The organism is Demequina iriomotensis, from assembly GCF_000971395.1.
GTDB classification, from domain to species: Bacteria; Actinomycetota; Actinomycetes; order Actinomycetales; family Demequinaceae; genus Demequina; species Demequina iriomotensis.
In genome coordinates, this window is record NZ_BBME01000009.1 from 303,718 (window position 1) to 326,778 (window position 23,061).

A 23,061-nucleotide genomic window follows, 5' to 3' on the forward strand; every position below is an offset into this window, starting at 1 on the left:
CCTCGTTGAGCAGGGACGATGCGGGTGGTCGGGTTCAGCGGTTCGGCTCGGCGAGCTCGTCCGCGGTCCAGGCGACGGGCCAGCCGTCCTCGGTCCAGGCAAGCTCGCGGATCGCGAGCTGGAAGTCGCCGCCCAGGGTCTCGTCGTAGTAGTGGAACGCGAGGTAGCCGTGCGAGTACGACTGGCCGCCGGGGCCGATCATGCTGCCGCGCGTCGACAGCAGCTCGTCGCCGCCGTCGTACATCATCTGGTTGCCCCAGCTGTCCAGGTACGGGCCGGTGATCTCGGTGGCGCGGCCCACCGCGATCGAGTACGTCGAGTCCGTGCCTTGGCAGCACGAGTCACGCGAGACGAACAGGTAGTAGTACCCGTCGCGGTACATGAGGTACGGCGCCTCGATCGCGTTGGTCGCGTTGTTGCGGGTCGCGATGGTGGTCGGCTCGGCGCCCTCGGCGGGCTTGCCGCTCGGCCACTCGAGCTCGATCAGCTGGATGCCGCCCCAGAAGGATCCGAAGGTCATCCACGCCGTGCCGTCCTCCGCGGTGATGACGCCCGCGTCGATCGCGTTGACGTTGTCCACGCCGGGGGTCGAGCGGACCACCATGCCCTGGTCCGTCCAGCCGTAGTCCGGGCTGTCGACGTCGAGCGTGGGGGAGGTCATGAGGCCGATGACGGAGCCGTTGGTGCCGAAGGTCGAGGCGGCGTAGTAGAGGTACCAGGTGCCGTCGTGCTCCACGAGCTCGGGCGCCCAGAAGTTCTGGACCCCGGAGACCTCCTCGTAGACCCATTCGGGACGGGTCGAGGCGGTCCACACGGTGCCGACGTACTCCCAGGTCGCGCCCGCGTCCGTCGAGCGCCGGATCTGGGGCGAGCCCAGGCCCTTCTGCACGTCGCCGGTCGAGTAGACGTACCAGTCCTCGCCGTCCTCGCCCGCGACCAGCGCCGGGTCGTGGGTGCGGATGTCGCCGCTCAGCTCGAGCGCCGTGGCCGCCACGACGTCCTCGGACCACGGGCTCCACACGGCGATGCCGACGCCCACCGCCGCGGCCGCGGCGACGGCGCCGCCGACGGCCAGCGCGCTGCGCGCCCTCATGCGGTCGGGTCCAGCGCGACCCACGCGACTCCGTGCGAGGGCACGGTCGCGGTGAGGAGGCCGTCCTGGACCTCCGCCGTCTGGCCGGGCCAGAGGTCGGTGAGCGCCGCATCGTGCACCGCGGTGCCAAGGATCGACGGGAGCGCGACGCTCGCCTGGAAGGGCTCGTCGCCGGTCCAGAACACGGCGGCGTAGACGCGGTCCGAGGCGGCGGCGCGGGCGGCCCACACGATGAGCTCGCCGCCCGGCAGCGGCTCGCGGAGCAGCTCGCGGCCGTCGACGGAGCCCTGGAGGACCTCCGCGACCGCGGGCGTGGCGAGCAGCTCGAGCGTATCGGGCGTGCTCGTGGGGAGGTCGCCGCCCACCATGAGCGGGGAGCGGCCCATGCACCACAGGCTCAGCATCGTGCGCTGCTCATCGAGCGTCAGGCGGCAGTCGCGGGGCTCGCCGCGTTCCGCGCGGATGCCGATGCGACCCAACGGCAGCATGTCCGCATCGGCCCATCCGCCCGCCTGCTGGAACGGGGCCCAGCGCGCGAGGCGCGCGAACTGCGCGTGGAGGTCCTCCCAGCGGTCCCAGAGGTCGTCGGAGATGCGCCACATCTGCGCGTACTCGCGCAGGTGGGGCAGGTGCGCGGTCGACAGGTGCGTGCCCGGCGAGAGCGACAGCGCGATGTCCCGGCCGGAGCGCTCGATCGCGAGCGCGTACGCCGCGATCTCGCGGTCGTAGTACGGCGCCTGCATGTCGTCGGCCTTGATGAAGTCGACGCCCCACGCGGCGAACTGCGCGACCTGCGCGTCGTAGTACGCCTGGGCACCCGGGTGGTCGTGGTTCAGCCCGTAGTTGTCGGGGTTCCACGCGCACACGTGGTCGAGGTCGGCCACCTGCGCCGCCGTGAAACCCGTGCCGTGGATGGGGAGGTCGCGCTCGACCGCGAGGCGCGGGATGCCGCGCATGATGTGGAGGCCGAACCTGAGCCCCAGCGCGTGCACCTGCGCGGCGAGCGGGCCGAACCCCGCGCAGCCGGCGGCCGAGGGGAACCGGTTCGGGGCCGGCATCTGGCGGCCGAAGGCATCGAGCTCCAGGGGGGCGCCGTCGTTGTAGCCGTGCGAGCGGGCGGTCGGGTCGTACCAGGCGATGTCCACCACGACGGTGTCCCAGCCATGCGGCAGCAGGCGGTCCGCCATCACGCGGGCGTTCGCGAGGACCTCCTCCTCCGTCACCGTGGTGCCATAGCTGTCCCAGGTGTTCCAGCCCATGGGGGGTGTCGCGGCTCGCATGCGAGGGATCCTCCTGTCTACATCGTTGTAAGGCAATCGTGCCCAAATCGGGCGGCGATCGTCAACCGGAGGGTACCGCCCGGGCGGTCGCGGCAAGTCGGCCATACGGCCCACCGAGGGGCGTTTCGGGCGTCCGGCGCGCCCGATTTCGCGCATCGTCCCTGGCATGTTGCGTAATCGCGATGCTGTTTCAGAATCGTGACCTGTCCGACTTGACCGGCGCCCCGCTCCCGTGTCATTGTTCCATCGTTGTAAAGGCGTCGACAAAGGGTCGACACCAGAGCCTGGGGTCAACGACGACCGGGATGCGACACTGGCCTCATCAGGGCGCAGCCGCATCCGGGCCCGACCTCACTCATCGACGATGATCAGGGAGGCAGGCAAATGCGAAAGTTCAAGGCAGCGGCCGTCACCGCCACGATGGTGGGTGCGCTCACCCTCGCGGCGTGCAGCAGCGGTGGAGGCGGCGACGCCTCGGGTAGCCCCGAGCCCGACACGGCGGGCGGCGACGCCCCCAACGAGCTCACGTTCATGTTCCGCGGCGGCGACTACGACAAGCTCGCCTACCAGGCCGCGATCGACAAGTTCGAGGAGGAGACCGGCGCATCGGTGACGATGATCATCACCGACGCCGATCAGTACGCGACCAAGCTGCAGGCGGCCATCGCCGGCAACAAGGTGCCCGACGTCTTCTACATCGAGCCCGGCAAGATGATGGGCTACGTCTACGCGGGCGTCCTCGCGGACCTCACGTCGTACGTGCCGCAGGAGACCATCGACAACATCTGGTCCTTCGGCACCGACGCCTACCGCTTCAACACCGAGACCGGCGCCCGCGGCGACTCCGCCGACCCGCTCTACGGCCTCCCCAAGGACGTCGGCCCGTTCGGCTTCGGCTACAACACGGTCCTGTTCGACAAGCTGGGCCTCGAGGCCCCGTCGGCCGACGAGCCGATGACGTTCGACGAGTTCGTGGCGCTGTGCAAGGAGCTCACGCAGTCCGACGAGCTCGACTACGAGACCTGGGGCACCGGCCTCAACGTCGTGTGGAACTCGCAGGCTTTCATCTGGGGCGCCGGCGCCGACTGGATCTCCGAGGACCAGAAGACCGTCACGGTCGACGACCCGGCCTTCGCCGACGCGCTGCAGTGGTTCGCCGACCTGGGCCTCGTCGAGGGTGTGACCCCCTCGGCCGAGCAGGCGCAGACGCTCGACACGTACCAGCGCTGGATGGCCGGCGAGATCGGCTTCTTCCCGGTCGCGCCGTGGGACATCGCCACGTACAACTCGGTGGCGGAGGAGAACCCCGACACCTTCGGCTACGACGTGATCCCCTACCCCGTCGCCAACGAGGGTGACGAGTGGTCGACCTGGCTCGGCTCGCTCGGCATCGCGGTGTCGGAGAACTCGAAGAACAAGGAGCTCGCGGCCCAGCTCGCGACCTACCTGTCGACCGACCTCGACGCGCAGAAGATCCTCGCGGAGAACAAGGTCCAGATCCCGAACCTCATCGACTACGCGACCGGCGAGTGGATCGAGACCGACGCGCCCGCCGCCGGCTGGCCCGCCAACACCAAGGCGTTCCTCGAGATCGCCGAGTCGAAGGGCAAGCCGCTCCCCGGCGTGTGGACCTACACCCCGGAGTGGTACGACAACTTCTGGATCGGCATCGAGAACGTCGTCGACAACGGTTCGCAGACCGCTGCGGACTTCCTCGCGGCGAAGCAGCCTGAGATGCAGCAGCTGCTCGACCAGTCGTGGATCAGCGCCGACCAGGCGAAGGCCCAGGGCTAACAGCAGGACAGCAGGGAAGGGGGCCGTCGCCCGTGCGGCGGCCCCCGACCCCCTGCGGGACGTAAGGAACAGATCATGGCGACAACGGCACCCCCCGCCGAGCCCACCACCGTGTGGACCAAGGAGGACGCGAAGGCGTCCCGCAAGGCCAACAACAAGCTCCACCGGCGGGAGCACGCGTGGGCGGCGGCCTTCATGGCGCCGCCGGTGATCGGGTGGATCGCCTTCCTTCTGTTCCCGCTCGGGTTCTCGGTCTACGCCTCGCTGACCAACTGGAACGGCATCGGCAACATGACCTTCATCGGTCTCGACAACTACACGAGGCTGCTGCAGGACCCGTACTTCTGGAAGGCGCTGTGGAACACCGTCTTCTACATGATCGGCATCCCGATCGGCCTCGCCCTCTCGCTCGCGCTCGCGCTCGCGCTGAGCCGCAAGATCCGCGGCCGCACCTTCTTCCGGACGGTGTACTACATCCCCGTCATCTCGTCGCTCGCCGCCGTCGCCATCCTCTGGCAGTGGGCGTACAACGGCGACTTCGGCCTGGTCAACCAGGCGCTCGGCCTCGTCGGCATCGACGGCCCGAACTGGCTCATGGACCCGACGTGGGCCAAGCCCGCGCTCATCATCATGGCCGTGTGGAAGGGCCTCGGCTACTCCACGCTCCTCTATCTCGCGGCCGTGCAGGCCGTTCCGCGCTCGCTGTACGAGGCCGCCGCCCTGGACGGCGCCACCAGCTGGAAGCGCTTCACCAAGATCACGTGGCCCATGGTGCAGCCCGTCACGTTCTTCCTCGTGGTGACCAACATCATCGGCGGCTCGATGATCTTCACCGAGATCAACATCATGACCCCGACGGGCGGACCGTCGTGGAGCACGGCCTCCCTGGTCTGGTACGTCTGGAACCAGGCGTTCCGGAACCTCCAGATGGGCTATGCGACCGCGATGGCGCTGGTGCTGGGAATCCTGGTCCTCATCGTCACGGTGATCCAGTTCCGCATCAACCGTGCCAACGACTTCTCGATCGACTGAGGCGAAGGAGACATCGCAATGAGCCTCAACCAGAACACCGCCCGCTCCGCCTCGAGCGCGATCGCGGACACCGCCGCGGACGCCGGCCGCAGGCTTCCCCAGCAGCGCCCGGGCATGTTCCAGCGCAAGGCGGCGACGCAGGAGAGCCCCGCGGTCAACGCGGTCCTCACGCTCATCCTGTCGTTCGGCGCCATCGTCATGGCCGCCCCGCTCGTGTGGATGGTCTCGACCTCGCTCAAGACCAAGGAGGGCGTCTACTCCCTGCCGCCCGAGTGGATCCCCGACCCGTTCGTGTGGGACACCTACGCGCGCGTCTTCGACGACACGTACGTACTGTCCGGCATCAAGAACTCGCTCATCGTCGCCGTGTCGGTCACGGTGGTCGGCACGCTCTTCTCCTCGCTCGCGGCCTTCGCGCTCGCGAAGCTGCGCCTGCCCGGCAAGAACGCGATCTTCCTCATGCTGCTGTCGGGGATGATGGTCCCGTTCCCGACGCTGATGATCCCGCAGTTCGTCATGTTCTCGAAGATCGGCTGGGTCGACACCCTGCTGCCGCTGATCGTGCCGGTCATCCTGGGCAACGTCATCATGATCTTCTTCCTGCGCCAGTACCTGCACAACGTGCCGGACTCCCTGGTCGAGGCCGCGAAGATCGACGGCGCGAGCTACCTCAAGATCTTCTGGACCATGATGTTCCCGCTCATGCGCCCGGCGATCGCCGCCCAGTTCATCCTGTGGTTCATGGCGGTGTGGAACGACTACCTCGCGCCGATCATCTACCTCAACACGCCTGAGAAGCAGACGCTCCAGGTGGTCATCGCGAACATGAACGTCCAGTACGCGACGCAGCGCGACTACCCGCTCATCATGGCCGCGTCGGTGATCTCGGTGATCCCGATCCTGGTGGTCTTCCTCATCTTCCAGCGTCAGATCATCGAGTCGATCGCGCTCACCGGATCGAAGACCTGACATGACCCACCTCGACGACGCGGCCCCGGCTTCCACCGGGGCCGCCGGCCCATCACGGCCCGATCCGTCCACGTGGGGCGCGCGCAACGCGCACGATCCCACCGCGGTCCGGGACGACGACGGCGTCTACTGGCTGTTCTCCACGGACGCGGACGCCGACGGTCCCCTGCGCGCCTCGGGCGCGCAGATCCGCCGCTCCGCCGACCTGGTCTCCTGGGAGCACGTGGGCTGCGCGCTCGACGGCGTGCCCGGCCCGGCGCACGCGCACGCGGGCGCCGAGGGCCTGTGGGCGCCCGACGTGGTGCGCGTCGACACCGCCGCGGGGGTCGAGTGGCGCATGTACTACTCGGCGTCCACGTTCGGCTCGCGCACCTCGGCCATCGGCCTCGCCGTCGCGCCGCATCCGCGCGGCCCGTGGGAGGACCGCGGCATCGTCGTGGCCACGGAGCACGACCGCGACGGCCACAACGCCATCGACGCGCAGCTCGTGATCGACGGCGACCGCCACCACCTGGTCTACGGCTCCTTCTTCGGCGGGCTCCACATCTTCGAGGTGGATCCCGTCACCGGCTTCGCGCTCGACGCGCCGGCGCCCGCACCCGGACAGCACGGCGCGCCCGCATCGTCCCTCGGGACGCTCATCGCGCGGCGGCCGCGGTCCGTCGACACCGCGATCGAGGGCCCGTACCTGGTGCCCCGTCCCGGGGGCGGCTGGGCGCTCATCGTCTCCTACGACTCGCTGGTGAGCACGTACCACGTGCGCGTCGCGGTCGCCGAGGACCTCTACGGTCCGTACGTGGACCACGAGGGCCGGTCGATGACGGACCTCGACGCCGATCCGCTCGCGGTGGGCCTGACCGTCCTCGCGAGCCACCGGCTCGAAGGCGCCGAGCGCGGCATCCTTGCGCCGGGCCACGCCTCGGTGCTCACCGAGCCCGGTCGCCAGCTGCTGGTGCACCACACCCGCTTCGCCGAGACCCCGCGTCAGCACGAGGTGCAGGTGCGCCGCCTGGTGTGGACGCACGGCGGGTGGCCGCTCGTGTCGATCCAGACCTGGGCGGGGGAGCGGGAGGACGATGCGGAGGCCGGCTGGCCGGCCGACGTCGCCTCCCTCGCGGGCGAGTGGGAGATCGTCGACTACGCGCTGCCCACCGACGTGGTCCAGGCGTCACGCCGGGTGTCGGTGGGCGAGGCCGAGTTCGCCGGGCTGGTCGCGCATGGCGCGGGACGGTTCACCCGCGACGGGGAGTCCCCGGTCGACGCCGTGGTGTTCCCCGCGTGGGACGCGGTGCGCGCGGTTGCCACCCTGAGCTTCGCCGCGCGTGGGCCTCAGGGCACGGTCGTGGTGGGGACCCGGGTGGGATGATGGCTGTCGTGGCGGAGCGGGAACGGAGCGAGCGCGAGCGGCGGCTGACGCCGCTCGAGGGCTCGCCCGCGGACATCGACGAGGTCCCCGGCTGGACCGGTCGCGTCATGGTGTGGCTGCGGGTCATCGCGCACCTGGTCGCGGTCCAGCTGCTGATGATCGCCGGCACCGCGCTCGGCCTGGTGGTCGTGGGCCTCGGCCCCGCCCTGGTCTCCGGCTCGCGGCTCCTGCGGCGCATCGTCGACGGCGACCCCTCCGACGCCGTGTGGGGGGACTTCTGGCGCGCGTACCGCGCGGAGCGGCCGCGCGCGACGCTCGTCACGGTGCCCTTCATGGGCGTGATCGCGGTCGCGTGGTACGAGCTGCTGGTGCTGCTCGCGTACGGCGGCGACACCATGACGGCAGTGCTGTCGGGCGCGGTCATCGCGCTCGGCGCGTACGCCGTCGCGTGCCTGGGCTACGCCCCGCACGTCCTGCGGCGCTATGCGGACGCGCCGGGCCGCGCGCTGCGCTTCGTCGCCGTCGCGCCGCTGCTGTCCCCGCTCACGGCCATCGGCTGCGCCGTCACGGTGATCGCACTCACCGTGGTCGGGCTGCGGTTCCTGCCCGTGATGATCCTCATCGGGCTGTCGGTGCCGCTGCTGCTCACGGGCCTGATCGTCGACCGCTGGCTCGACAAGGTGGACGCGCGAGGCTCGCTCGCCTGACGTCAGGACCCGGTCGACTCGCGGGGCACGAGCGCGAAGTCCGCGATGACGCGCCGGAAGGCCTCGTCGCCGCCCGCGATGCGCGCGAGCAGCAGGTCCACCGCCTCCTGGGCGATCTGCTCGCGGCCGGGGGAGATCGACGACAGCGTGGGCGACGTGTACGCGGCGTCCTCGATGTCGTCGAAGCCGATGACCGCGACCGTGTCCGGCACGTCGATCCCGCGTGCGTGGAGGGCGTGCAGCGCGCCGAGCGCGAGAGCGTCGTTGAGGCCGAACACCGCGTCGAACTCCACGCCCGTGCCGACCAGGTGGTCGATGCACTCGGCGCCCGTCGCGCGGTGCCACAGGCCGCCCTCGACGATGAGGTCCGGGTCGAGCGGGATGCCGTTGGCGGCCAGCGCCGCCTGGTAGCCGAGCACGCGCAGGGCGGCGGAACCCATCGTCTCGCCGGCGTGCGCGCCGATGACGGCGATGCGGCGCCGTCCCTGGTCGATGAGGTGCTGCGTCGCCGCGCGAGCCGCGTCGACGTTGTTCATGGTGACGTGGTCCCAGTCGCCGCCGAAGATGCGCTCGCCCAGCACGACCAGCGGGTAGTCGACCTTGAGCGCGTCCGCGTCGTCGGGTCCCAGCTCGAGCGGGGAGAAGATCAGCCCGTCGGTGAGCTGGCGGCGATCGGAGGTGAGCACGTCGAGCTCGTGCTGGCGGTCGGCGCCCGTCTGCTCGATGAGCACCACGACCCCGCGCGCCTCGGCGGCGCGGATCACCGAGTCCGCGAGCTCAGCGAAGTACGGCAGCGAGAGCTCGGGGAGCGCGAGGCCGATGATGCCGGTGCGCCCCTGGCGGAGGCTGCGCGCCGAGAGGTTCATCCGGTAGCCGAGCTCGTCGATCGCCTTCTGGACCTTCTCGCGCGTCGCGGGCCGGATGTGCGGGTAGTCGTTGACCACGTTCGACACCGTCTTGACGGACACCCCCGCGAGGGCGGCGACGTCGTGCATCGTCACCGCTCCCCGTCCACCCGAGCTGCTCACGGCGTCGCGACCTCCTCGTCCACGGGGATCCACACCCGCATCGCGCCGCCCGCGCGGTTCGCCCAGCGGGCGTACGGGATGGCGCGCAGGGCGATCCTCCCCGGAAGCATGCCAGAAGCGAGGGGTGGGCGCGAGGACCGCGGCAGCGCCGTCGAGGCGGGGAGCCCGTCGACCCCGCGCACCACCCCCTCCGCGAGCACCGTCGCGCCGGCGCGCAGCGACGCGACGCCGGGGCCCGGGCGCGGCGCGGCGCGCAGGTCGATGCGGATGTCCTCGAGCGGCACCCCGGGCGGGAGATCCGCCTGCTCGAGGCAGAACACCACCGGGCCGCGCCGCAGGGCGACGGTGCCGCGCAGCGCATCGACGCGCGGGTGCGGGTCGAGCACATCGACGGGCATCGGCAGGGTGAGCACGATGCGGTGGGTGCCGGGCGCGAGCGGCGCGCGGACGTAGCCGTCCGCGCCCGGAGCGGCGGGGGCGGCGGCGCCGTCGACCTCGAGCGTGGCGTCGCGGCACCACCCCGGCACGCGCAGCGCGAGCTCCTCGAGCGGGCCGTGCGTTGAGACCTCCACCCGGCCGTCCCACGGGTAGTCGGTGGCGACGGCGAGCGTGGTGGCGCCGATCCTCACCGTCCCGGCTCCGAACAGGTGCAGCGCGACCTGCCGCTCCGTGCCGGTCGCCGCATATGCGCCGAGCGAGGACACGAGCCGCGCCAGGTTGGGCGGGCAGCAGGCGCACGCGTACCAGTCGCGGCGGGACGTTGCGGCGGTCCCGTCGGCGCCGGCGCGCACCTGCAGCGGGTTGACGGAGAAGAAGCGGCGCCCGTCGACGCTCACCGCCGCGGCGATCCCGTTGTGCAGCACGCGCTCCATGGCGTCGGCGTGGCGCGAGGCGCCCGTGGCGAGCAGCATCCGCCAGTTCCATTGGAACGAGGCGATCGAGGCGCAGGTCTCCGCGTAGGCGCGGTCGGGCGGCAGCTCGTACGGGTCGCCGAAGGACTCGTCGCGGTGACGCGAGCCCATGCCGCCGGTGACGTGCTCCTTGGTGCCGTGCGCGCTCGTCCACAGCGCGTCGAGCGCCGTGCGCAGGCCGGCGTCGTCGGTCTCGGCCGCGACGTCGGCCATGCCCGCGGCGAGGTACAGCTGGCGCACCGCGTGGCCCGTCGCCTCGCGGGCCCCCCGCACCGCGACGTGGTCCTGGAAGTAGGCGGGCTCGAACGGCCCCGACCCGAGCGCGCCGGAGCCGCGCCGGTCGAGCATCGCGGCCGCCGTGCGGAGGTAGGCGTGCTCGCCGGTGTGCCGGAAGAGCTCGACCAGCGCGGTCTCGACCTCGGGGTGCCCGCCGTAGGCGTCCGTCCGGGCGCTGTCGGGGCCGAGGGCGTCGACCGCCAGATCGGCGAAGCGGCGCGCGACGCGCAGCAGGTCGCCCGCCCCGGTGGCGCGCTCGCGCGCGACGCCGGCCTGGATCAGGTGCCCGAGCAGGTAGAGCTCGTGGCCCCACCGCATGTCCTGCCACGGCTCCCCGCCGCGCCCCTGGATGGCCGAGCCCAGGTAGCCGTCGTCGCGCTGGACTCGGGCGAGGAGCGCGACGCACTCGCGCGCGAAGGCCGCCCACGGCCGCTCCTCGGGGACGCGCGCCTCCTCCCAGGCGATCGCCTCGAGGGTCTTGTACAGGTCGGAGTCCGCGAAGACCGGGCCGCGGAACGGGACCTCGGGAGCGCCCTCGAGCCGGCGCAGGTTGTCGAGGACGCCGGTGCTCTCCAGGTGCTCGATCACGTGGGGCAGGGTGTGCTCGCGGTTCACCTGCTGCCACGCGCCCAGCTCATGCGACGGGTCGAGCGCGACGGCGGTGAGAGGCAGCGGCGTCAGGCGATGCGCCGCCACCGCCGACGGTGACGCGGGGGCGCAGACGCCATGCGTGCGGACCATGGACAAGGCTCCTCCTCGAGCTTTGCGGCGGGGACGCATGTGCAACGTTGTAAATCCTAGCGTGCGGCCGCACGGAGCGCACGGGCGATCGCGACCCGGGTCGCCGCATCGGCCGCGCGCCTGCGGGCAGGAACGGACAAAACGGATAGCCTCGAGGAGGCGTGCGCGACGAGGCGCGCGCCGCGGGCATCGGGGCGCGCTTCGCCGTGCGTCCCCGCCTGGACGCTGCGGCGACGTGGGAGGTGTCGCGTGGACAGTGTGGTGCTCGAGGTCGGGATCGGCCTCGCCGTCGTGTTCTTCATCGTCGCCACGCTGGTGAGCGCGGTCCATCAGATGGCCACGCGGCTGCTCAACACGCGCTCGAAGGCCCTATGGGCGCGTCTCGACGAGCTGCTCACCGGTCAGGATCACGAGCTCGGGTACCCGTCGATCCTCGGCGGTGACGACGTGCGTCCCGTGCATCGCAACCCCGGCGAGGACGGCGCGGGACCAGGGACGCTGCAGGAGCTCGCGCAGACCGGCGCCATCGGCGGTCTCGACTACGTGGGGCTCGGCCGCACCACCAAGGTCCACCACATCCCGGGGCGCGTGTTCGCGACGGCGCTCGCGGAGCTGGCGGAGTCGCGCGAGGGGGACGGGCTCCCGGGCAAGGTCGAGACGCTCGCGCAGGACTATGCGGGCACCCCGCTCGGGGAGTTCCTGCGCTCGACCGGGGTACGGACCGCGGATCGCGTCGAGGGGTTCCTCGACGCGACGGATCGCTGGTTCGACGCCCAGATGGAGGTGCTGACCCTCACGTACCGTCGGAACGTCAAGGCGGTGCTCGCGGTGGTCGGCCTGATCGTGGCGCTCGTGTTCAACGTCAACGCGTTCACCATCGGCGCCGCGCTGCTGCACAACGGGGACCTGCGCGCGACGGCGGTGACCTTCGCCGCGGACCTCGCCGCGAGCGACGTGGGCCCGTGCGCCGCGGCGGACGATGCCGAGCGCTTCGCGTGCGCGCAGGGCGAGCTGGCGACGTTCGCGAACGCGGGGCTCCTGCTGCCCAGCAGCGGGGACGATCCGGAGGCGGACCCCGCCGTGCCGCGCTTCACCGTCATGTTCTCGGGCGCCTACTGGGAGGCGTTCGGGGCGGCCCACTGGCCTCCCCACATGTCGTTCTGGGGGCACCTGCTGTCCGTCACGGGCCTGCTGGTCACGGCCGCCGCGGCGTCGCTCGGCGGACCCTTCTGGTTCGACCTGGTCAAGCGGCTCACGGGCCTGCGCAAGGCCCGCTGAGCCGCGCGGCGACGCGCCTCAGAACACCACGGTCCATCCCTCGGCTCGCACGTCGTCGCGCGTGTACGCCACCCCGTCGACCTTGAGCCCCGTGGCGTCGAGGAGGGTGATCGCGCCGCCCGAGTTGCCCAGCTGGACCTGCGGTGCGAGGCGGCACGTCGCCGCGTGGCCCGGTGCGAGCGCGGCGACGTCGACCGCGCAGGTGTGCTTCGCACGGTCCGCGAGCAGCCAGCCCGCGAGGTCGACCGGCGCGGGCGACGCGTTGAGCAGGGTCACGGTCTCCGCCTCGGGTGCCGGTCCCTCGGGGTTGACGAGCGCGCCGACGATGCGGACGCGGCCGTCGGGCCGCGGCGCGGGGACCGTGCCGTCGACCGGGGCGGGGGCGGCGATCGTGTGGCCCGTCGCATCGTCCGTGTGCCATCCCTGGCTCTGGAAGGCGAGGAGGATCGCCACCCAGCGGCCGGCAGCGGGGAGGTGGATGAGCAGGCCGCCGTCCTGCCACACGCCGTCGTCGCCGGTGAAGCGGCCGACGTTGCCCTGGTTCATGTGGATGTCGTGCACGCCGTTGCCCGGGCTGAAGCCGAAGATCTTGTCCGCCTTGCCGTCCTCGGGGCCCCAGCGCTCCCCGAATGCGTACACGCGCCCCTCCGGATCGTCGATCGCGCGTCCGATCGCGTGGTCGAGGCGGTCCGCCAGGTCGTTGTCGGGACCGGGGGCGTCGGGCGGGATGGGCACCATCGCGGCGCGGTCGACCAGGTTCGCGCGGATGAGGTCGAGCGCGGCGCCGCCGGGCGCGGAGGCGAGCGGGGACCAGCCGTCGACCGCGGGAAGCGACGCGAGCAGCGGATGAAGGAAGTCCTCGACCATGGCGAACAGGAGCTCCGACGGCGCGACCTGCGACAGCACGTTGATCGCGATCCGGAAGTGCGTCCCGTCGCCGTCGACCATGTGGACCTGGAAGTGAGGGCTCCCGGCGCCGCCCTCCCGGCGCCTGTCCACGGGCCGGGCCCGCAGCACCCCGTACGACCTGAGCGGCATCGTGCGCCCCCTCTCGGGCGGCGCCGTCGGCGACGGTGCGCCCCGCCTTCGATGGTAGGTCCGTCTCCCGTCCCGCGTGCGGCGGAGGGTGGGCGACCCGGGCGCGCACCTGTGGACGAACGTGCGCGGGAGGTTCATCCTTGAAGGTGGCTCGAAGTCGAGTGTTCGGGGGCGGGCGATGGCGGAGCACGCGAGCGGAGCGGCGCCCAGGGAGGCGCCGTCGATCCATCTTCTCGACGGCCCGTACGTGCGCGAGCTCGGGCGTCGCCTCGCGGTGCCCGAGGGGTCCGGTCGGCTGCTCGTCTACGTCGCCCTGCGCAACGGCAGGGCCGTGACGCGCCAGCGCATCGCGGGCACGCTGTGGCCCGAGGTCGGCGAGGATCGCGCCGCGGGCAACCTGAGGACGGCGCTCTGGCGGCTGCGTGCCGCGGGCATCCACGTGCTCGCCGAGGGCGGGCACGGGCTCGCGGTGGCCGCGGGGGTGGCGATCGACGTGTTCGATGCCAACGCGTGGGCGGGCCGGGTGGTGAGCGGGACGGCACGGCAGGGCGACCTCGACCTCGCGCGCCTCCACCCGGCGGCGCTCGACCTGCTGCCCGACTGGTACGACGACTGGCTGGTGCTCGAGCGCGAGCGCCTGCGCCAATGGATGCTGCATGCGCTCGAGGAGCTCAGCAGGGAGCTCGTGGCCCGGGGCCGCTACTGCGAGGCCATCGAGGCGGCGATCACCGCGATCGACGTCGACCCCTTGCGCGAGAGCGCGCAGCGTGCGCTCATCGCCGCGCACCTCGCCGAGGGCAACGTGGGCGAGGCGCGGCGCGTCTACGCGGCGTTCGCGCGGCTGCTGGAGAGCGAGCTGGGGGTCGCGCCGTCGCCGGCGACGACGGCGCTCGTCGGGAGCCCGCTCCCGCTCGCGGGCTGAGCCGCGCCTACTGGACGTCGCTGCCCGGATCGGGCAGCTGGTGGCGGACGGCGCCATGGACCTGCACGCCCGCGACCCCGTCGAGCGCGCTCGGATCGTCGATGCTGCCCGACACCATCCCGACGGACCGCATCACCTGGTCGACCGTCATGCCACGGGCGCGCAGGCGCGCCACCACGTCGTCGATCTGCGCGACGTGCGCATCGTCCACCGCCACGGTGATCCTGGCCACGGTCCCGACCCTACGCGCGTGCGCCGGTCACGGCGCGACCAGGAGGCCGGAGCCGACGTCGAGCGACGGCGCGAGGAGCCGGTGGCTCTCCTGCGTGAGGATCGACCACAGCGCCCCCGCGCGCAGCCCGGTGGCCTCGGCCCACAGCGCGGCGAGGCCGGCGACGTGCGGCGTCGCCATGCTCGTGCCGCTGATCGAGCGGTAGCGCTGCGGCATCGGCCACGACGAGTAGACCTGGTAGCCGGGGCCCGCGAGGTCCACCTGGCCGCCGCGCGCGTCGGGCAGCGTGCGGGCGGAGAAGAACGCGACGTCGAGCTGCTGGTTGAGGGCGGCGACGGCGGCGATGTGGGGGCTGTTCGCAGGCGTGCCGACGAAGCCGAAGTTGAGGTCGGTGCGCTGCGCGTTGTTGCCCGCGGCGGCGACGATCAGGCTGCCCTGGTCGAGCGCGCGGCGGCCCGCGAGCGTGTAGGGCTCGTGCACGTTCGGCACGTCGGCGCCCAGGGACATCGAGATGATCGCGCAGCCCTGGGTGATGGCCCAGTCGATCCCGGCGAGGATCGCGGAGTCACCGCCCGAACCCGCGTTGCTGAGGACCTTGCCCGCGAAGATCTCTGCGCCGTGCGCGACGCCGTACCGGGGCCCGGACTCCGGCGCGAGCGGGCCGCACGAGGTGCCGATGCAGTGCGTCCCGTGGCCGTGGCCGTCCTCGGAGGTCTCGCCGGCGATGAACGATGCGGTGGTGACGGCGCGGCCCGCGAAGTCGGGGTGCGTCGAGTCGAATCCGGTGTCCAGCACCGCCACCTTGATCCCCGCGCCCGAGTAGGAGGAGGCATCCGCGCGCGTGGCCTGGATGCCCCACGTCGCGGCGTCGCCGTCGCGGAACGCGCGCGCGCCCGGAGCGGCGTCGCCGTCGGCGCTCGCGGGCGCCGCGGAGGCCAGGCGCGTCGCGAGGTCCTGCGTGCCGTCGGCATAGCCGCGCGCGTACGCGCCGTCGCGCACGTGGTGGATGAGCTCGGGCACCACCGCGAGGACGCCGACATCCGCGGCGTTCGCCGTCGCGAGGCCGCCGGGATCGCTCACGATCGCCATGCCGAGCCTGTCGAACATCGTGTCGGTGCGCGCGACCGCGTCGAGCTCACCGCCGAGGTCGCGGATGCTCGCGACCTCCCGCACGCCCGCGGTCGCGAGGACGCCGGGCGCGTCCGCGTCGTGGGCGAACACCACGATGTACCGGCCTGTGGTCTCGGGCGGGGTCGCCACGGTGGGGCCGTCGGGCGTGAAGTGGACCTCGGGTGCCGGTTCGGCGTCGATCATGGCGGGCTCCTCCCCCTCGCGCGCGGGGTGCGCGCACCCTCTCGACTCAAGGCCAGCGCCGTCACGCAGGCGTCACCGTCCGGCGCGGTGACCCCGCGGTGACGGTGCGGTGACAGCCGCGGGGCGACGGTGGGCGGACGGGAGCGGGCCCGCGCGGGCCCGTCGCCCGGGTGGGGGAGGCAGCCGCCTGCCCTGCCGTGTCCGCAACGATGTGGGGGAGGGACGTCATGGTGCTACCGCCGAGCGACGAGGGTCGCGACAGGGAGGTCGCGCAGGGGGAATGGGGCGGCGAGACCGTCGAGTATCTCCCGCGACGCGTCATCGTGAAGTTCAAGCGGCCCGACGGGCTCGAGGCGCTCGCGGCCACCGCCGTCCGTGCGGCCGAGGTCGCCGAGGAGCTCGAGGGCGCCACCGTGCTGCGGGCGCCGAGCCCCACCGGCCGCGTGGTGATCGACGTGGGCGAGGGTGCCGATGCGCTCGAGGTGGCGGCGCGCCTGGCCGAGGGCGACGCGGTCGAGTACGCCGAGCCCGACGTGGTCGACCACGCGTGCATCGTCCCCAACGACACGCGCTACCCGAACCAGTGGGCGCTGCCGAAGGTCAACGCGCCCGGAGCGTGGGACCGCGAGACCGGCAAGCCCACCGTGGTGATCGGCATCATCGATTCCGGGATCTCCATGACGGCCGGCGGCGCGCTCGATCATCCCGACCTCTCCGACGCGTCGCGCATCGTGCTCGGCACCGACTTCGTCGATGGCGGCACGCCGCGCGACCTCAACGGGCACGGCACCCACGTCGCGGGCATCGCCGCCGGCCTGGGCAACAACTCCACCGGGATCGCGGGCATGAACTGGGGCTCGCGGGTCTACGTGTGCCGCACCCTCGACGCCGCCGGGAACGGCAGCTCGGCGGACTTCGCGGACGCGGTCGAGGAGATCACGGACTTCGCCGTCGCGAACGGGCTCAAGGCGGTCATCAACTACTCCGGCGGCGGCGGCGCGAACCAGACCAAGCTCGACGCGTGCAACTACGCGAGCAGCCGCGGCATGATCCTGTGCGCCGCGGCGGGCAACGACAACGGCGGCCCGGTGATCTGGCCCGCGGCCTACTCGACCACCGTGACCGGCGTCATCGCGGTGGGCTCGACGGACTCGGCCGACAACGTGTCGACCTTCTCGAACCACGGCCCCGAGGTGACCGTGGTCGCTCCGGGCACCGCGATCCTCTCGGCGATGCCCACCTACACCGTCACCATCCCGGCCGGCACCACCTTCGGGACGCTCAACGGCACGTCGATGGCGACGCCTCTGGTGAGCGGGCTCGTGGGCCTCATGTGGAGCAAGAACTCCTCGAAGACCCACGCCTCGATCAAGCAGTGCCTCATCGACACCGCGGTGGAGCTCGGCGCGGGGACCTTCGACAACGCATGGGGGCACGGGCGCGTCGACGCGGAGGAGGCGGTCAAGTGCGTGGAGCCGATCTTCCACCTCACCAAGATCGACGCGACGTGCGGCATCTCGCGGATCGCCATCTGCCAGTCCGCGCTCACGCCGTGCGAGATCAAGTCGCAGCTGGTGGTGTGCCGGCCCTCGATGCTGCCGAACCTGTGCCAGCGCTCGAAGCTGCCCCTGCTGTGCCCGATCGAGAGCGTCGTCAAGGTCTGCCACCCCGTCACCATGATCGGCTGCAACCAGCTCACGCGGCTCGGCTGCCCGCAGCCGAGCGCGATCGACGCGTGCCCGTCGTCCCTCGCGTGCGGCCCGTTCGATCCCGGCCGCCCCCCGATCCTGCGCCCGGGCGAGGCCGGGGGGTCGGTGCCCGCGGGCTACTCGTACGTCGACGAGAGCGGCCAGGCGCACGAGTGGCAGCCGGAGGCGGACGCCGGCGCCGAGGTCTGGGAGGGCGAGGGCGGCGAGTACTTCTGGGTCGACGACGACGGGCGCTTCCACGAATGGCGGGGCTGACGGCCCCGCACGCCCTCGGGCCGCTCACGCGGCGGCTGCTCGCGCTCGCGCTCGTGACGCCCGAGGACGTGCATCGTCACGGCCTGCGCGCGCGCGACCTCAGCCGCTCGCACGCCGTGGCGCTCGTCGAGGCGGGCGACGCGCGCCGGTACGTGGTCAAGGAGCTGCAGCGCGCCGACGAGCGGTCGCAGGGCACGCCCGAGCAGGAGCGGGCGCTCTACGGCGCGGTCGCGGCGCATCCCGAGTTGCGCGCGTGGACGGCGGGCGTGGTCCACCTGGGCGACGTGGACGATGTGCTGGTGCTCGACTACCTCGCGGGTGCCGAGTCGGTGGTCGCGCGGGCGGCACGCACGGGCTGGAGCGACGGGGAGCTCGCGACTCACCTGGGCGCGGCGCTCGGCGGCTGGCATGCGGCGGCCCGGCCTCGGCTCGGCGCCTTCGAGGCCGTCGAGCCGCCGTGGGTGCTGCGCGTGCTCGAGCCCGACCGGCCCGGCTTCGTGCGCACCAACGATGCGGTCGCGGAGGCGCTCGCGACGCTCGACGGTGGCCCGCTGGCGCGGTGGCTGCGGGTCCTGCGGGAGGGGTGGCGCGACGACGCCGTGATCCACGGCGACCTCCAGTTCGACAACTGCCTGGTCGAGCCCTCCGGCCGGATCACCTTCGTCGACTGGGAGTGCGCGGGCCGGGGGGACGCGGCGTGGGATCTCGCGGCGCTCGCGGCCGAGCTCATCAGCCGCTCGCCCGCGAGGGACGCGGCGTCCATGACGCCCGTGCTGTCGGGCGCGGTGCGGCTGCTGGTCGCGGCGTACGCGGAGCACGATGAGGCGGCCGGCGGCGCGAGCGCGCTCGCGGGACGCGTGGTGCCGTACGCGGGGGCGAGGCTGCTGCTGCGCGCGCTCCAGATCGCGTCGCGCGAGGACGGCGAGCCCGGGGCGATCAGCCCCGCGGTGCGGTGGCATCTCACGCTCGCGGAGGCCGTGGCCTCCGCGCCCGACCTCGCGGCCGCGGTGAGCGGGGGGTCGCGATGACCGCCGATGCGGCGGCACCGGCGGCGGGCATCGAGGCGTGGGCCGGGCCCGAGGATCTCGAGGCGCTCGCGGGCATCGTCGCGGAGGCGCCCGGCGAGGCGCTCGAGCGCGAGCTCTATCACCGCTGGTATCTGCAGATGCGGCCGGCCGTCGCGGGTGCCGGGGCCCCCGGGGTGGCGCCCCTCGCGGTGGACCCCGCGCGTGCGCTCTGGGCCGCGCATGCGGGTGCCGCTCTCTTCGAGGACGGCTGGGTCGCGCGCGCGGTGTCCTCGGCCGGGCGCGTCGAGGCGGTCCGCGGGGACGAGCGCCGGGTGGCCGGTCCCGGCGAGCACGTCGTCCGCGGCCGCCCCGGCCGGCGCCCACGCCCGGGGGACGCGCTCGCGCTCGCGAGCACGGTCGCCTCGGTCGAGGACGGCTGGTGGGTCGGACGCTCGGGCCTGGGCTTCAGCCCCGACGTGCCGTTCACGCGGGTCTACGTCCACGTGCGCCAGGACTCGGCGGCGGCGGGGGTCGCGGTGCTCACCCAGGCGCTCGTGTGTCGCGTGCCGTTCGCCGTCAAGGTGTCGATGGTGCTCGGCGAGGCCGACCGCCCCGATGGGCTCGTCCTCTACGTCGCGCGTCGGGACTTCCATGCCAGCCTGCGCGCGCCGCTCGCGGCGGCGTTCGGGCGGCTCGGTTCGCTCGGGCTGGTGGAAGCCTCGGTGCCCCGCATGACCGCGCGGCTCGCGCCTGGCGTCGGCGCCGCCGACGGGCCGCCGGACGGGGGAAGCTTCGGCCTCGAGCGATGCGGCGTCGTCGCGGCGGCGGCGCGCAGCCTCGCTCCCGGGTCGCGCGAGCCGGGTGCGCTCGCGGATGCGGTCGCCGCCGCCTTCGCCGCCGCCGGGCTGGATCCCGCGCGGCCCTACCTCGCCTCCCCGGACGACCATGACTACCTCGATGCTCGCTGAGCCCGCCGCGGTCACGCGCGCCACGTTGCTCGGCCTCGCCGCCGAGATCGGCGCGACCCTGTGCCGCGATGCGCTGTGGCACGACGGCCGGGCGCTGTGGCTGGGCGACGAGGTGGTCCCGATCGACGGCGAGTTCGAGACGGTGCATCAGGCGTGCGGCGGGGCGCTGTACGGAGGGACGGCCGGCATCGGCTGGTTCCTCGCGCACCTGAGCCGGGCGCTCGGCGATCGCGACGCGGCGGCGACCGCGCGCGGAGCGCTCCGGCACGCGCTCGCGTGGGCGGCCGCCACGCCCGACCCGTCGCTGCACGCTGGGCGCGCGGGCGTCGGGTGGGCGGCGCTGGACGCCGCGCTCGCCTTGGACGACGGCGAGCTCGCCCACGAGGGCCTGCGCACCCTGCTCGTCGCGCTCGAGGCGCCCGCGCCGGCGGAGCTGCCCGCGGAGGTCATCGGCGGGCATGCGGGGATCGTGCTCGGCGGGCTGGCCGCGCTCGCGCCCGCCCGTGCCGCGGGATTGCCGTGCGAGGACCTGGAGTCCGCGCTCGAGCCGCACGGACGGGCCATCCTCGCGCTCGCGCGCCGCAGCTCCACGGGCTGGACCTGGCCCGACGCCGAGGGGTTGGAGCTCTGCGGGCTCGCGCACGGCACGTCCGGTCCGGCGCTCGCATGCGCGGAGCTGTGGGCGGCGACGGGTGACGAGGCCTACCGCGAGGCCGCGCTCGCCGGCGCACGCGCCGAGCGCGCATGGCTCGAGCCCACCCGCGGCTGGCCCGATCTGCGCGAGTACAGCCGCGCCGATCTCGACGCCGGGGAGCGGCCCGACGCCCCGCCGTTCTGGTGCCACGGCACCGTGGGCGTCACGCTCGCGCGCCTCCGCGCGGCGCGCCTCACGGGGGACGATGCGCTCCTCGCCGATGCCACGGTCGGGTTGAGCTGTGCCGAGTCCGCCGTCGCCGGGCTCGCTCGCGCCGTCCCGGGCTCGTACGCCGCCAACTTCTCCCTGTGCCACGGCGCGGCCGGGCTCATGGAGCTCTTCACGGTCGCCGCACATGAGCTCGACGATGCGGCGTGGCTCGCCCGCGCGGCGGCGGTGGCGGCACTGGGTCGCGCGCACCGCGAGGCAGGCGTGCCCTGGCGATGCGGGGTCGCCGACGGGTTCGAGGCGCCGGGGCTCATGCTGGGGCTCGCGGGCACGGGTGCGGCGCTGCTGCATGCCGCCGACCCTGGGGGGATGCCCACGCCCCTGCTGCTCGGCGGGGGTGCGGCCTAGGATCGGGGCGTGGGCATCGCGAACCGCGTGATCGTGAAGCTCGAGGGCGGCGACGCCCCCCTCGAGGAGCGCGCGAGCGCGCTCGCCGAGGCGCTCCCCGGCGCGAGCATCGTGCGCATCTCGGGTTCCGGGCGGGTGCTCCTCGCGCTGGACGCCGAGGCCGATGCGGCGGCCGCCGCGGCCGCGCTCGCCGCGCTGCCCGGCGTCGCCTACGCCGAGCCGGACGTCATGGACTCGGCGCAGCCGGAGGGCTGAGCCGCTCGAGCAGGAAGTCGCGCACCTCCTGGACGGCCCGTGGGCTGCGACGCCTCCCGGTCACGGTCGAGTGCCGTCGCGGGTCCCAGGTGGGGAGCTCGGTGACCAGCATCCGACCGTCGCCGATGAGGTCTCGCGCGGCGCCCAGCTTCGCGCACGGGGACATGAGGTCCGCGCGGAAGCGGTAGCCGCGCACCTCCAGGGCGTCACCCGGGTCCTCGACGCGGGCCTCGAGCAGCGCCCGGTCGCCGCGCGACAGCCCGAGCCCCCACGGCCACGCCGGTGCGGCCGGCTCCCCGACCACCGCGGCCGCCACCCGCGTGTCCGTCGCGGCCGCGAGCGCGAAGTTCCCGGTCAGGCATAGCCCGATGACGCCGTAGCGCGCGCCGTCCTTGCCGACCTCCTTGTCGGCGAGGTTCTTGAGCCAGGCCGCGGCGCGGCTCACCCCCGACCCGCACAGCACGCGGATCTCATGGTTGACGCAGATCGCCTTCAACGACTCCGCGAGCCGCGGGGAGCCGTCCCGTCCCACGATCGAGGGGACGATCACGCGGAAGTCGAGCGCGAGCTCCCGTGCGTAGCAGACCAGGTTCTCCGAGATCCCGGGGAACTCGTGCAGGAGCATGACGGTGGGACGCGCCGCGTCCTTGCCGTCCTCGACCACGTAGTAGGTGCGGGCGCTGCCGCCTGCCTCGAGGGTCCGCCGCGTCCAGCCGCGCGGGCACCAGGGTGACGCCGCATCGTCCACGGCGTCGGCGGTCACGTCAGGGGCTCCGCGAGCGCGACCAGGATCCCCTCGGGCCCCCGCAGGTAGCACAGGCGGTACGCGTCCTCGAAGCGGGCGATCGCGCGGACCACCTCGGCGCCGTGCCGCTCGAGGCGCGCGACCGTCGCGTCGATGTCGTCGACCGCGAACATCACGTTGCGGAAGCCGAGCGCGTTGGCGGTCGACGCCCCCGGCTCGGGGCGGACCCCGGGAGGGTTGTCGAAGCGGGTGAGCTCGAGCCTGCCGTGGCCGTCGGGGGTGACGAGCATGGCGATCTCGGTGCGGGTGCCGTCGAGCCCCACCAACTGGTCGACCCACGCGCCCTCGATCGGGGTGCGGCCCTCGACCGCCATGCCGAGCTCCTCGAAGAAGGCGATCGCGGCGTCGAGGTCCTCGACGATGACGCTGACGTGGTCGAGCCGCAGGATCGCCATGATCGCGTCAGGCCTTCGGCACCCGCAGGATCGAGGTCATCCTCTTGCCGCGAGCGACCTCGTCGACCAGCTTGTCCATCCAGCGGATCTGCTGCATGAGCGGGTCCTCGATCTCCTCGACCCGCATGCCGCAGATGACGCCCGTGATGAGGTCCGAGTTCGGGTTCATCGCCGGCGCCTGAGCGAAGAACTCCTCGAGCGTGCGGCCGTCCTCGAGCGTCGCCGCCAGCCCCGCCTCGTCGTAGCCGGTGAGCCACGTGAGCACCTCGTGGAGCTCGTCGGTGGTGTGGCCCTTGCGCTCGACCTTCTTGACGTACTCCGGGTAGATGCGGGAGAAGGGGAAGTCGAAGATGCGGTGACGTGCCATGAGGCCCAGGCTAGTCCGCGCATCGTGCCGCGTCCCGAGCGGGACGGGC

At 73.0% G+C, this 23,061-nt stretch carries 22 protein-coding genes; 12 read left to right on the forward strand and 10 right to left on the reverse strand.

Going from position 1 to position 23,061, the window contains the following annotated elements; translation table 11 throughout:
- Positions 1–34: 34 nt before the first annotated feature.
- Entirely contained in the window at positions 35–1,093 is a 1,059-nt protein-coding gene (locus AOM09_RS15080; protein ID WP_062383302.1) for an arabinan endo-1,5-alpha-L-arabinosidase, read from the reverse strand.
- Positions 1,090–2,373, reverse strand: a complete 1,284-nt coding sequence (locus tag AOM09_RS01500; RefSeq protein ID WP_228375018.1) for a glycoside hydrolase family 27 protein — start codon at positions 2,371–2,373, stop codon at positions 1,090–1,092. The genes AOM09_RS15080 and AOM09_RS01500 overlap by 4 nt, the downstream gene beginning before the upstream one ends.
- A gap of 384 nt (positions 2,374–2,757) precedes the next feature.
- Between AOM09_RS01500 and AOM09_RS01505 the strand changes: the two genes are divergently transcribed.
- The 5 genes from AOM09_RS01505 to AOM09_RS01525 all read left to right on the forward strand — a co-directional run bounded on the left by AOM09_RS01505 (position 2,758) and on the right by AOM09_RS01525 (position 8,241).
- Positions 2,758–4,167, forward strand: coding sequence for an ABC transporter substrate-binding protein (locus tag AOM09_RS01505; RefSeq protein ID WP_062383310.1), 1,410 nt, complete (start codon positions 2,758–2,760; stop codon positions 4,165–4,167).
- A gap of 75 nt (positions 4,168–4,242) precedes the next feature.
- Positions 4,243–5,199 (forward strand): carbohydrate ABC transporter permease, encoded by a 957-nt coding sequence (locus AOM09_RS01510; RefSeq protein WP_082098722.1) that lies wholly within the window; start codon positions 4,243–4,245, stop codon positions 5,197–5,199.
- 18 nt (positions 5,200–5,217) lie between these two features.
- On the forward strand, positions 5,218–6,168 hold the full coding sequence (locus tag AOM09_RS01515) for a carbohydrate ABC transporter permease (protein WP_369345987.1): 951 nt from the start codon (positions 5,218–5,220) through the stop codon (positions 6,166–6,168).
- Between the two features lies 1 nt (position 6,169).
- Positions 6,170–7,534 (forward strand): arabinan endo-1,5-alpha-L-arabinosidase, encoded by a 1,365-nt coding sequence (locus AOM09_RS01520; protein ID WP_062383312.1) that lies wholly within the window; start codon positions 6,170–6,172, stop codon positions 7,532–7,534.
- Positions 7,534–8,241, forward strand: coding sequence for a YesL family protein (locus AOM09_RS01525; protein ID WP_169747591.1), 708 nt, complete (start codon positions 7,534–7,536; stop codon positions 8,239–8,241). Before AOM09_RS01520 ends, AOM09_RS01525 begins: the two co-directional genes overlap by 1 nt.
- 2 nt (positions 8,242–8,243) lie before the next feature.
- Here the strand turns inward: AOM09_RS01525 and AOM09_RS01530 are convergent, their stop codons facing one another.
- Both AOM09_RS01530 and AOM09_RS01535 read right to left on the reverse strand, forming a co-directional pair.
- Positions 8,244–9,236, reverse strand: coding sequence for a LacI family DNA-binding transcriptional regulator (locus AOM09_RS01530; RefSeq protein WP_062384367.1), 993 nt, complete (start codon positions 9,234–9,236; stop codon positions 8,244–8,246).
- Positions 9,237–9,265: 29 nt separating this feature from the next.
- Positions 9,266–11,197, reverse strand: a complete 1,932-nt coding sequence (locus AOM09_RS01535) for a glycoside hydrolase family 127 protein (protein WP_082098724.1) — start codon at positions 11,195–11,197, stop codon at positions 9,266–9,268.
- A 249-nt stretch (positions 11,198–11,446) separates the two neighbouring features.
- Here AOM09_RS01535 and AOM09_RS01540 point away from each other — a divergent pair, with 249 nt between their 5' ends.
- Positions 11,447–12,475, forward strand: a complete 1,029-nt coding sequence (locus tag AOM09_RS01540) for a hypothetical protein (RefSeq protein ID WP_156162177.1) — start codon at positions 11,447–11,449, stop codon at positions 12,473–12,475.
- A gap of 18 nt (positions 12,476–12,493) precedes the next feature.
- Here the strand turns inward: AOM09_RS01540 and AOM09_RS01545 are convergent, their stop codons facing one another.
- Entirely contained in the window at positions 12,494–13,513 is a 1,020-nt protein-coding gene (locus AOM09_RS01545; RefSeq protein WP_062383319.1) for a DUF2278 family protein, read from the reverse strand.
- 178 nt (positions 13,514–13,691) lie between these two features.
- On the opposite strand from AOM09_RS01545, the gene AOM09_RS01550 reads away from it, so the two are divergent.
- The gene (locus tag AOM09_RS01550; RefSeq protein ID WP_062383322.1) at positions 13,692–14,435 is read left to right on the forward strand and encodes an AfsR/SARP family transcriptional regulator; all 744 of its coding nucleotides are present in this window, start codon (positions 13,692–13,694) and stop codon (positions 14,433–14,435) included.
- 7 nt (positions 14,436–14,442) lie between these two features.
- Here AOM09_RS01550 and AOM09_RS01555 read toward each other — a convergent pair whose 3' ends face one another.
- Together AOM09_RS01555 and AOM09_RS01560 are read right to left on the reverse strand one after the other, a co-directional pair.
- The gene (locus AOM09_RS01555) at positions 14,443–14,667 is read right to left on the reverse strand and encodes a ketohydroxyglutarate aldolase (protein WP_156162178.1); all 225 of its coding nucleotides are present in this window, start codon (positions 14,665–14,667) and stop codon (positions 14,443–14,445) included.
- Positions 14,668–14,694: 27 nt separating this feature from the next.
- A complete protein-coding gene (locus tag AOM09_RS01560; RefSeq protein WP_062383326.1) occupies positions 14,695–15,981 on the reverse strand; it encodes a S8 family serine peptidase in 1,287 nt (428 codons plus the stop codon).
- A gap of 227 nt (positions 15,982–16,208) precedes the next feature.
- Here AOM09_RS01560 and AOM09_RS01565 point away from each other — a divergent pair, with 227 nt between their 5' ends.
- The 5 genes from AOM09_RS01565 to AOM09_RS01585 are packed head-to-tail and all read left to right on the forward strand — an operon-like array spanning position 16,209 to position 21,445.
- A complete protein-coding gene (locus AOM09_RS01565; protein ID WP_062383329.1) occupies positions 16,209–17,945 on the forward strand; it encodes a S8 family peptidase in 1,737 nt (578 codons plus the stop codon).
- Complete coding sequence (locus AOM09_RS01570; protein WP_062383332.1) at positions 17,933–18,973, forward strand: phosphotransferase; 1,041 nt, start codon at positions 17,933–17,935, stop codon at positions 18,971–18,973. The genes AOM09_RS01565 and AOM09_RS01570 overlap by 13 nt, the downstream gene beginning before the upstream one ends.
- On the forward strand, positions 18,970–19,920 hold the full coding sequence (locus tag AOM09_RS15085) for a T3SS effector HopA1 family protein (RefSeq protein ID WP_062383335.1): 951 nt from the start codon (positions 18,970–18,972) through the stop codon (positions 19,918–19,920). Before AOM09_RS01570 ends, AOM09_RS15085 begins: the two co-directional genes overlap by 4 nt.
- A complete protein-coding gene (locus AOM09_RS01580; RefSeq protein WP_062383338.1) occupies positions 19,910–21,190 on the forward strand; it encodes a lanthionine synthetase LanC family protein in 1,281 nt (426 codons plus the stop codon). Before AOM09_RS15085 ends, AOM09_RS01580 begins: the two co-directional genes overlap by 11 nt.
- Positions 21,191–21,199: 9 nt before the next feature.
- The gene (locus AOM09_RS01585) at positions 21,200–21,445 is read left to right on the forward strand and encodes a S8 family serine peptidase (RefSeq protein ID WP_062383341.1); all 246 of its coding nucleotides are present in this window, start codon (positions 21,200–21,202) and stop codon (positions 21,443–21,445) included.
- On the opposite strand, the gene AOM09_RS01590 is transcribed toward AOM09_RS01585, so the two are convergent.
- From AOM09_RS01590 to AOM09_RS01600, 3 genes are read right to left on the reverse strand one after another with little or no spacing between them, the layout of a single operon-like run.
- A complete protein-coding gene (locus tag AOM09_RS01590) occupies positions 21,417–22,208 on the reverse strand; it encodes a dienelactone hydrolase family protein (protein ID WP_062383344.1) in 792 nt (263 codons plus the stop codon). The genes AOM09_RS01585 and AOM09_RS01590 overlap by 29 nt on opposite strands.
- Positions 22,205–22,645, reverse strand: a complete 441-nt coding sequence (locus AOM09_RS01595) for a VOC family protein (RefSeq protein WP_062383347.1) — start codon at positions 22,643–22,645, stop codon at positions 22,205–22,207. The genes AOM09_RS01590 and AOM09_RS01595 overlap by 4 nt, the downstream gene beginning before the upstream one ends.
- A 7-nt stretch (positions 22,646–22,652) precedes the next feature.
- On the reverse strand, positions 22,653–23,012 hold the full coding sequence (locus AOM09_RS01600) for a DUF2200 domain-containing protein (RefSeq protein WP_062383350.1): 360 nt from the start codon (positions 23,010–23,012) through the stop codon (positions 22,653–22,655).
- Between the last annotated feature and the right edge of the window lie 49 nt (positions 23,013–23,061).

What these genes read in the sequence shown, in the direction of transcription:
- AOM09_RS01545 (WP_062383319.1), bottom strand. Translation starts at nt 13,513, where the DNA reads ATGCCGCTCAGGTCGTACGGGGTGCTGCGGGCCCGGCCCGTGGACAGG.
- AOM09_RS01510 (WP_082098722.1), top strand. Translation starts at nt 4,243, where the DNA reads ATGGCGACAACGGCACCCCCCGCCGAGCCCACCACCGTGTGGACCAAG.
- AOM09_RS01525 (WP_169747591.1), top strand. Translation starts at nt 7,534, where the DNA reads ATGGCTGTCGTGGCGGAGCGGGAACGGAGCGAGCGCGAGCGGCGGCTG.
- AOM09_RS01515 (WP_369345987.1), top strand. Translation starts at nt 5,218, where the DNA reads ATGAGCCTCAACCAGAACACCGCCCGCTCCGCCTCGAGCGCGATCGCG.
- AOM09_RS01580 (WP_062383338.1), top strand. Translation starts at nt 19,910, where the DNA reads ATGCTCGCTGAGCCCGCCGCGGTCACGCGCGCCACGTTGCTCGGCCTC.
- AOM09_RS01500 (WP_228375018.1), bottom strand. Translation starts at nt 2,373, where the DNA reads ATGCGAGCCGCGACACCCCCCATGGGCTGGAACACCTGGGACAGCTAT.
- AOM09_RS01530 (WP_062384367.1), bottom strand. Translation starts at nt 9,236, where the DNA reads ATGCACGACGTCGCCGCCCTCGCGGGGGTGTCCGTCAAGACGGTGTCG.
- AOM09_RS01505 (WP_062383310.1), top strand. Translation starts at nt 2,758, where the DNA reads ATGCGAAAGTTCAAGGCAGCGGCCGTCACCGCCACGATGGTGGGTGCG.
- AOM09_RS15085 (WP_062383335.1), top strand. Translation starts at nt 18,970, where the DNA reads ATGACCGCCGATGCGGCGGCACCGGCGGCGGGCATCGAGGCGTGGGCC.
- AOM09_RS01550 (WP_062383322.1), top strand. Translation starts at nt 13,692, where the DNA reads ATGGCGGAGCACGCGAGCGGAGCGGCGCCCAGGGAGGCGCCGTCGATC.
- AOM09_RS01570 (WP_062383332.1), top strand. Translation starts at nt 17,933, where the DNA reads ATGGCGGGGCTGACGGCCCCGCACGCCCTCGGGCCGCTCACGCGGCGG.
- AOM09_RS01520 (WP_062383312.1), top strand. Translation starts at nt 6,170, where the DNA reads ATGACCCACCTCGACGACGCGGCCCCGGCTTCCACCGGGGCCGCCGGC.
- AOM09_RS01535 (WP_082098724.1), bottom strand. Translation starts at nt 11,197, where the DNA reads ATGGTCCGCACGCATGGCGTCTGCGCCCCCGCGTCACCGTCGGCGGTG.
- AOM09_RS15080 (WP_062383302.1), bottom strand. Translation starts at nt 1,093, where the DNA reads ATGAGGGCGCGCAGCGCGCTGGCCGTCGGCGGCGCCGTCGCCGCGGCC.
- AOM09_RS01560 (WP_062383326.1), bottom strand. Translation starts at nt 15,981, where the DNA reads ATGATCGACGCCGAACCGGCACCCGAGGTCCACTTCACGCCCGACGGC.
- AOM09_RS01595 (WP_062383347.1), bottom strand. Translation starts at nt 22,645, where the DNA reads ATGGCGATCCTGCGGCTCGACCACGTCAGCGTCATCGTCGAGGACCTC.
- AOM09_RS01565 (WP_062383329.1), top strand. Translation starts at nt 16,209, where the DNA reads ATGGTGCTACCGCCGAGCGACGAGGGTCGCGACAGGGAGGTCGCGCAG.
- AOM09_RS01600 (WP_062383350.1), bottom strand. Translation starts at nt 23,012, where the DNA reads ATGGCACGTCACCGCATCTTCGACTTCCCCTTCTCCCGCATCTACCCG.